This is a genomic window from Vicinamibacteria bacterium, assembly GCA_035620555.1.
Taxonomy (GTDB): Bacteria; Acidobacteriota; Vicinamibacteria; order Marinacidobacterales; family SMYC01; genus DASPGQ01.
The window spans coordinates 1-5,294 of sequence record DASPGQ010000638.1; the positions used below are offsets into that span (position 1 = coordinate 1).

Annotated in this window: 7 protein-coding genes; 3 read left to right on the top strand and 4 right to left on the bottom strand. The window is 63.4% G+C overall.

Annotation, left to right across the window (positions count from 1 at the left end; all coding sequences use genetic code 11):
* Positions 1-896 (top strand): M20/M25/M40 family metallo-hydrolase (locus VEK15_26020; protein ID HXV64184.1); only part of this gene is annotated, 896 nt, incomplete at its 5' end.
* Here the strand turns inward: VEK15_26020 and VEK15_26025 are convergent.
* Positions 893-1,510, bottom strand: coding sequence for a methyltransferase domain-containing protein (locus VEK15_26025; GenBank protein HXV64185.1), 618 nt, complete (start codon positions 1,508-1,510; stop codon positions 893-895). The two genes, VEK15_26020 and VEK15_26025, sit on opposite strands and share 4 nt — an antisense overlap.
* A 195-nt stretch (positions 1,511-1,705) precedes the next feature.
* Between VEK15_26025 and VEK15_26030 the strand changes: the two genes are divergently transcribed.
* Positions 1,706-2,530, top strand: coding sequence for a hypothetical protein (locus VEK15_26030; GenBank protein HXV64186.1), 825 nt, complete (start codon positions 1,706-1,708; stop codon positions 2,528-2,530).
* A 2-nt stretch (positions 2,531-2,532) separates the two neighbouring features.
* Positions 2,533-3,021: a hypothetical protein gene (locus VEK15_26035; protein ID HXV64187.1), complete on the top strand. Its 489-nt coding sequence runs from the start codon at positions 2,533-2,535 to the stop codon at positions 3,019-3,021.
* On the opposite strand, the gene hpnD is transcribed toward VEK15_26035, so the two are convergent.
* From hpnD to VEK15_26050, 3 genes are all read right to left on the bottom strand, one after another.
* Positions 3,011-3,877 (bottom strand): presqualene diphosphate synthase HpnD, encoded by an 867-nt coding sequence (gene hpnD, locus VEK15_26040; protein ID HXV64188.1) that lies wholly within the window; start codon positions 3,875-3,877, stop codon positions 3,011-3,013. The genes VEK15_26035 and hpnD overlap by 11 nt on opposite strands.
* Positions 3,877-5,031, bottom strand: a complete 1,155-nt coding sequence (locus VEK15_26045; protein HXV64189.1) for an NAD(P)/FAD-dependent oxidoreductase — start codon at positions 5,029-5,031, stop codon at positions 3,877-3,879. The genes hpnD and VEK15_26045 overlap by 1 nt, the downstream gene beginning before the upstream one ends.
* A partial coding sequence (locus VEK15_26050; GenBank protein ID HXV64190.1) for a glycosyltransferase occupies positions 5,028-5,294 on the bottom strand: 267 nt, incomplete at its 5' end. The genes VEK15_26045 and VEK15_26050, both read right to left, overlap by 4 nt.

The window sequence follows — 5,294 nt, forward strand, 5'->3', positions numbered from 1 at the left end:
CGGTCCTCATCGAGCCCAGCGAGCGCGACGGAGCCAACGTGCGCGTTTCCGCCCTCGGCTATTTCCTGGGAACCGACGTCTCCAACTTCCCGTCGTTCGTGATGGCGAAAGAGCACTACGGTCGCATCCTCCGAATCCTGGAAAAAAACGTCGCCGCAACGCTCGAGATCTCGCTCCGAGTGAGCTTTGCCGATCACGTCGAGGGGAACAACGTGCTCGCCGATCTTCCCGGGAGCGACGCCGAGCGTTCCGATGAGCTCGTGATCCTCGGAGCCCACCTCGACTCATGGCACGCCGGAACCGGCGCCACCGACAATGCCGCGGGGGTGGCGGCCATGATGGAAGCCCTGCGCATTCTAGAGGCCGTGGGTGCGGCCCCGAGGAGGACCATCCGGCTCGCTCTATGGACCGGCGAGGAGCAAGGCTACTTCGGCTCGCTCGGCTACGTGACGCGACATTTCGGCGACCCCGAGACGATGGTGCTGACGCCGGAGCACGGGAAGCTCTCGGCATACTTCAACCTGGACAACGGCACCGGGCGAATCCGAGGCGTCTATCTCCAGGGAAACGAGGCCGCACGTCCGATCCTGGAAGCGTTCCTCGCGCCTTTTGCCTATCTCGAAGCGTCGGGGCTGACCGTCCTGAATACCGGCGGTACGGATCACCTCCCGTTCCACGCACTCGGCCTTCCCGGCTTCCAGTTCGTCCAGGATCCCATCGACTACGATACGAGGACGCATCACACCAACCTCGACGTCTACGAGAACCTTCTCGAGGAGGACCTCGAGCAGGCGGCCGTCATCATCGCATCCGTCGCCTACCACGCGGCGATGCGAGACGAGAAGTTCCCCCGCCCACGGCTTCCCGAGCCGCGCTCCAAAGCGGAAGAGAACTAGTCCGGTACGCGAGCCACCCGAAACAAAAGCGCGTAGTCGTCGTTCGGCCAGTCCAGGTCCCGTACGAGCTCGAAGCCGGCGAGCTCCATCTCGGAAACGAGCATCTCTTTCGCGATGCCGTGCCCGTCACGTGATTCGGGAATGCCCGCCGGTCGACTCCAGTGACGTTTCTCGCCGAAGTCGATAATAAGGAGAAGCCCGTCCTCCTTCAGCGCGCGCTTCAGGCTTTCCCGCATCGCGTCCGGGTCCTGGAAATGATGGTAGACCCGTCGAAGAAGAATGCCATCGCAGCAAATGTCGGGCAGTCCCGTCGAGCTCTGGCTGCCTTCGATCACCGTGACGTTGCTCGTCTGGTCCTCTGCGACCCGGCCGCGGATCTCCTTCAAATCGTCGCGATCCACCTCGGTTGCGTAAACCCGACCGTCGTTCCCGACGCGCGCGGCCAGAGCCAGGCTGAAGCGACCGTCCCCCGCCCCCACGTCGGCGAACACTTCACCCGGGTCCACATCGAGCGCGTCCACGAGACGCTCGACTTCGCGAGCCTCTTGGAACCCGATGACGCAAGCCGCGATGAGTAGAACCAAAATGGACATCGAGAACGAGCGGGCATTCATCAGGACCTCCCTTCGCAGTCATATTGGCGCGCGCGAGCCGAATCACCAAGTTTCGAGGGTGTTGCAAGCCGGATCCGCATTGACTCCGACGGCGATGGGGCGTATTCTCCGGATCATATCGGTGCCGGTGCTCGTGTATGGCCGCACCGGAAAGCATCGAAGGGTTCACCTAGGCCATCACAAGAGAGGGAAGCTATGGAGATCGATCGTCGAGCTTTTATCTCGAGCGTCGGCGGGGCGGGAGCAATCGCCCTGATGACACCCGACGAGAAAGCCAATGCCCTCGAGCACTTCATGGAGCGCGAGCTCGATGCCGCCGTCTCGGAGAGGCAGGAGTCGGAGAACGCTTTCCCCACCGTCGCCGACCTCGAAGCACGCAATCAGGATCTCAGCCGGCCCAACCGCCGCGGAGCGGGAAACCTCTTCGTTCCGAGGGACGGCAAGCTGCGGGCGCTCGAGAAAATGCCCGACAAGCCGACCCTCCTGGATTTTTACCAGTACCGCTTCGCCCCCGCCAGCCACGTTTTGCAAAGCGCAACGCGCGCGCTCAAGACGGGAATGCGCGAAGAGGTCGTGCTGGCTTGCCTGCTGCACGACGTGGTCCTCAACATGATCCATCCCGATCACGGGTGGTGGGGTGCTCAGCTGGTGGAGCCGTACGTGCCGGAGATCACGTCGTTCTCCATCCGCTACCACCAAACGCTCCGTTTCTATCCCGATCCGGACTACGGTTACGAGTACCCCGAGAGCTATTTCCGCATGTTCGGTGAAGACTACGTGCCCGAGCCCTACCTCGAGCGAACGTACAAGAAGCTCAAGAATCACAAGTGGTACGAGTTCCCGCGTCTCGTCACGGTGAACGATCTGTACTCGTTCGACCGCGACGCCGTCGTGTCGATCGATCCCTTCGTCGACATCATCGGGCGGCATTTCAAACAGCCCGAGGAAGGTCTCGGATTCGACGACTCGCCCTCGTCCCACATGTGGCGCACGATGATGTGGCCCGACCGGCCGTTGTAAGCATGAGCTCTCGACGAGCGCTCATGGTCGGCCGCGCGCGAGGCCTGGTCAGCACGGGAATTGCCTTCCTCTGCGGAGTCGCGAGCGGGTCCTTGGTCGCTTCGACACCGACGAGCGGTCCTCCCGCCCAGACCTACAAGGGCTTGGAGATTACGGTGAGCCGTATCGAGCGCGCGACGAACGTGAGTCTCCAGGATTGCCCTCCTGGAGGGAACATCGTGCGAGGGGTCATTCGCCCCAACGAGGAGAACGAGTTCGCCACGGTTTCGATCGACATTAAGGTGCTGCCTTCGTTCGAGCCGGTGCGGCTGGACAAACCCGTGCTGATCGGCGAGGACGGTGAAACCTACAAGACCGCTCAGGCGTTCGGGGATTTCGGCCAGGATCCGTCGTACACCTGTACTTTCGCGTTCCGGGTGGCCAAGGGTGCGAAAGTGACCCGTTTTGCCATCGAGGAGGCGACGTTCGATTTAGCCACGCTTACGGAGTGAGATGGATCCAGGTCGGTGAGCCGTTCCACCAGGTGCGCGCCACCAGGCCGAGCTTCTCTCCAAAGGTGAGACCGATCCGGCCGCCGAACACGTTACCGCCCGACGCCTCGATCCGCTCGAGCACGCCGTAGTAGACGGAGCCCATGAGGCGCGTGCACCGTCGCGCGTCGGTTTCGATGAGACTCAGAAGGGGCTCGGCCCGGTCGTAATGCTCACGCACGCGCTGCACCTGGAATCGCATGAGATCGGCAAACCCCCGGGTCACCTTCTTGAGGCGTAGATCTTCTTCGCAGACGCCGAACCGGGCTAGCTCGTCCTGGGGAAGGTAGATTCGACCGCGCTCGACGTCCTCCCCCACGTCGCGCAGGATATTGGTGAGCTGAAAGGCGGTCGCCAGATCGCGTCCTCGCTCGACGGCCGCATCGTCACAATAACCGAAGATGGCGAGCGACATCGTCGAGATGGTGGTCGCGACGAGATCGCTGTACTCCATCAGTTCCGCGAAGCTCGCGTAACGTGTCTTGACGAGGTCCATGCGGCATCCGTCGATGAGGCCCCGAAAGGCGGATTTGGGTATCGGGTAACGCGCGGCGGTGTCGGCGAGGGCGACGGCCACGGGATGGCTCGGCTTGCCCGCGTAACAGTCGTCGAGCTCACGCTCCCATCGATCGATGAGCTCGCGGACATCGGAATCGACTTTCTCGTCCACCACGTCATCGACGAAGCGACAAAAGGCGTAGGTTGCGTAAACCGCGTCGCGCTTGTGTCGGGGGAGGAATCGAAAACCCACCGAAAAGTTCGGCCCTTTCCGATGGGCCACCTTGCGGCAGAAGGAATAGGCTTCCGCAAGCTCCATCACGGCTCCCGCAAGTACCGGGCAACGAAATCCGCGGGGAGTGGCTCGGGCGCTCCCGATCGGCCCTCCCGGGGCCGACACCAATGACAGGGCAGCTTGTGAGCGCAACTTTCCGCTCTTCCGAAAACGCGTTCGGCGAGCGGCGCGAGCCAGAGTCGCCATCGGGCGGGTCGCGCCCAGGAGTGAAGGTACGCTCGAAAATCGGAACGAGACGATCGACCGACGAACGTCCTCAGGCCGAAACGGCCCAGGGACTCGTAGAGAAGACGGGCCCCCACGCTCGAGCGCATTTGATCGAGAAACCGATCCCGCCAAAGCTCATCGTAAGACACGTTCTCGAGGATGCTTCGCGCGGCGAGGTGGCCGGAGACGAGCGCGTAGCGGATGCCGAGGCCGAAGAGGTAGTCCTGGAAACCGCCCGCTTCGCCGGCAAAACGTGCGCCGTCGGCCTGGGAGCTGCCATGCAGGAAGAAGTTCATGTAGGAGTAACCGCGCCTCGGCTCTCGAATCTCGAAGGGCGCGATGTCGGAAAATCGGGCGACCGTTCGCTCGAAATGCGCCTCGAGCTTCCCGTAGCTCTTCAACAGGGCCAGACCGAGTGTGGCCCACCCGTCGATCACGAACAAATAGGCGTAGCCGCCGGGGGCGAGGTCGGGGTCGAAGATGACCTCGATGCGGTCGGCGCCGTCGGTGCGAAAAGCGATCTCCTTGGCGATGCCGTCAGCCGGTCCCGGTCCGGTGGCCACGACGTCGGCCTCGGTCGGATCGAGCTTCGCGCCGAGGCGGATTTTCACGCCGGCTCGCTCCGCTTGCGCGGCGAGCATCCGGTCGAGGGTTCCCTCCTCGTCTCCTCGCCGCAGAAAATATCCGTAGGGGGCGGCGCTCTGCACCTCGTGCCGGTTCCCGCGGTCGTCGATGAGGTGGGCCCAGGTTGCCGGCACGTGATGGAAGGTGGTCTCGATCCCCATCGAAGCGAGCTCCTCGAGGGCATCCTGCTCGCGGCTGTAGCTCTCGAGCACCTGCCACTCCCCGATGAACCGTGCCCCGACCGCTTCTCGCCTCTCGAAGACCTCGACCGGCAAGCCCTCTCGCGCCAGATGGATCGCCGCCGACAGACCCGCGGGGCCGGCTCCGGCGATCCGAATCGACCTCATGACAGAAGCTTGGCCACACAGGCCTCCCATCGAACCGCCCGGGTGTCCGCCTCACCGTTCTCGCCCATGCGAATGGCGAGATCGCGGTTCTCCGCCCACACGTCGAGCTGTTGTGCGATGTGAAAAGGCTCGGGCAACAGCACGTAGCCGGACCGGCCGGCGGAGACGATCTCCGCCGGCCCACCGCTATCCAGGCAGGTGACGACGGGCTTCTTCGACCGAAACGCCTCCATGGTCACGAACCCGTAGTCTTCCATGAACGG

Excerpts from the sequence above, each read along its gene's own strand:
- VEK15_26025 (HXV64185.1), bottom strand. The coding sequence starts at position 1,510 with ATGAATGCCCGCTCGTTCTCGATGTCCATTTTGGTTCTACTCATCGCG.
- VEK15_26030 (HXV64186.1), top strand. The coding sequence starts at position 1,706 with ATGGAGATCGATCGTCGAGCTTTTATCTCGAGCGTCGGCGGGGCGGGA.
- VEK15_26035 (HXV64187.1), top strand. The coding sequence starts at position 2,533 with ATGAGCTCTCGACGAGCGCTCATGGTCGGCCGCGCGCGAGGCCTGGTC.
- hpnD (HXV64188.1), bottom strand. The coding sequence starts at position 3,877 with ATGGAGCTTGCGGAAGCCTATTCCTTCTGCCGCAAGGTGGCCCATCGG.
- VEK15_26045 (HXV64189.1), bottom strand. The coding sequence starts at position 5,031 with ATGAGGTCGATTCGGATCGCCGGAGCCGGCCCCGCGGGTCTGTCGGCG.